Here is a 1,996-nt window from a genome sequence, read left to right as displayed (position 1 = left end):
GTGATCAAGGACGTGGCGAAGACGCTGGTCTACCGCCTCGCGAACTGGAAGAACGCGCAGGGCCGCGAGGTGATTCCCCAGCGCATCATCACGCGGCCTCCGTCGGCCGAGCTGCGCCCCGACCAGAAGGATCAGGACAGCCTGCCGCCCTACGAGGTGCTCGACGCGATCCTGCAGCGCTACATGGAAGACGACCAGGGCATCGAGCAGATCGTCGCGGCCGGGTTCGATCCGGCCGACGTCGAGCGGGTCACGCGGCTCATCAAGATCAACGAGTACAAGCGCCGCCAGTCGCCGGTGGGCATCCGCATCACCCATCGGGCGTTCGGGCGTGATTGGCGATACCCCATCACATCGAGGTTCCGCGCTTAAACTATGTCGATTCCATCCCTCCGGAGACCGACATGAAACAGATCACCGCGATCGTGAAGCCATTCAAGCTCGAGGAAGTCCGCGAAGCCTTGGCCGATGTCGGCGTGACCGGCCTGACGGTGACCGAGGTCAAGGGTTTCGGCCGTCAGAAGGGGCACACCGAGCTGTACCGGGGCGCCGAGTACGTCGTCGACTTCCTGCCGAAGGTGAAGGTCGAGGTCGTCGTCAAGGATGGCGATGTCGACCGCTGCATCGATGCGATCGTCAAGGCCGCCAAGACCGGCAAGATCGGCGACGGCAAGATCTTCGTGACGGCCGTCGAGCAGGTGGTGCGCATCCGCACCGGCGAGACGGACGAAGCGGCGGTCTGACCACCCGCTGCACCAAGACAGGGCCCGCCGCGTGCGGGCCTTCTTCATGGCGGGTTCGCCACAGCCTCTCAGATCGCGCTGTAGTCGTCCTGCTGGTGCGCGCCGCCGGCCAGCGTGGCCAGGCGGTCCAGCAGCGTGGGCGCATCGTCCGCCACCTGCAGCAGGTCCATCTGCGCCGTCGACAGGAAGCCGCGCTCCACGGTCTTGCCGAGGAAGGCCAGCAGGTCGTCGTAGTAGCCGGCGGTGTTGAGCAGGCCGATCGGCTGGTCGTGGTAGCCGAGCTGGCGCCAGGTCCAGACCTCGAACAGCTCCTCGAAGGTGCCGATGCCGCCCGGCAAGGCCAGGAAGGCGCCGGCGCGCTCGGCCATCATCTGCTTGCGCTGGTGCATCGTGTCGACCACGTGCAGCTCGGTCAGCCCGGCGTGGCCCAGCTCGCGCGACATCAGCGCCTGCGGGATCACGCCGACCGCGCTGCCGCCGGCGGCCAATGTCGCATCGGCCACCACGCCCATCAGCCCGGCGCGGCCACCGCCGTACACCAGGCGCCAGCCGCGCTCGCCGATCAGCGCGCCGACGCGGCGGGCCGCGGCCTCGAACGCGGGGTCATTGCCATTGCGCGATCCGCAGTAGACGCAGACCGAGAACGGGATGGCGGGGGAGGTCGGGCTCATGGCATGAAGCGGTGCCACAGCGCGGCCAGCCAGATGCCGCCGCACAGCATCAGCGACAGGAACACCGCGGCGCTGGCCAGGTCCTTGGCACGCTTGGAGAGGTCGTGCAGCTCGAACGACACCCGGTCGACCACCGCCTCGATGCCGGAATTCAGCAGCTCGACGATCAGCACGAGCAGCACCGATCCGGCCAGCAGCGCGGTCTCGATCCAGGTGCGGCCGAGCCACAGCGCGGCCGGCAGCAGGAAGACGGCGAGCCAGGTTTCCTGGCGGAAGGCGCTCTCGCCGTGGTAGGCCGTTTTCAGGCCTTCGATGGAGTAGCCGGTGGCGCGGATCACGCGTTCCAGACCGGTGCGTCCTTTGTAGGGATTCGTCATGGGCCGCGATTGTGCCCTGAGCCGATGACGGTCCGATGCGCGTCAGGCCGGGCGTGCCGGTGCAGGCGAGGGCGGTGCATCGACCAGCCGGGTGCCGCACAGCGCGTCATGCCAGAACTGGCGCTGCGGGTGCAGCAGCGCGAGCAGCGCATAGGCGACGATGCCGACGCCGATCGCCGCGAACAGGTCGCGGCCGGCCCAGCCG

Annotated in this window: 3 protein-coding genes and 1 pseudogene; 2 read left to right on the top strand and 2 right to left on the bottom strand. The window is 68.4% G+C overall.

All coding sequences use genetic code 11. The features are described 5' to 3' along the window. A pseudogene (locus AC1D01_RS32200) lies at positions 1–372 on the top strand (NAD+ synthase); the annotation flags it as partial. Positions 373–404: 32 nt separating this feature from the next. Next, entirely contained in the window at positions 405–743 is a 339-nt protein-coding gene (locus AC1D01_RS32195; protein WP_047511820.1) for a P-II family nitrogen regulator, read from the top strand. Between the two features lie 68 nt (positions 744–811). On the opposite strand, the gene AC1D01_RS32190 is transcribed toward AC1D01_RS32195, so the two are convergent. Further along, positions 812–1,414 carry an LOG family protein gene (locus tag AC1D01_RS32190; RefSeq protein WP_477873569.1) on the bottom strand — a complete coding sequence of 201 codons (603 nt, stop codon included), beginning with the start codon at positions 1,412–1,414 and terminating at the stop codon, positions 812–814. Further along, positions 1,411–1,791 (bottom strand): diacylglycerol kinase, encoded by a 381-nt coding sequence (locus AC1D01_RS32185; RefSeq protein ID WP_047511825.1) that lies wholly within the window; start codon positions 1,789–1,791, stop codon positions 1,411–1,413. The genes AC1D01_RS32190 and AC1D01_RS32185 overlap by 4 nt, the downstream gene beginning before the upstream one ends. Positions 1,792–1,996: the final 205 nt, after the last annotated feature.

The organism is Rhizobacter sp. P3_B12, assembly GCF_056402895.1.
Note: the sequence above shows the minus strand (reverse complement) of the source record. Positions and strands in the feature narration are given on the sequence as shown.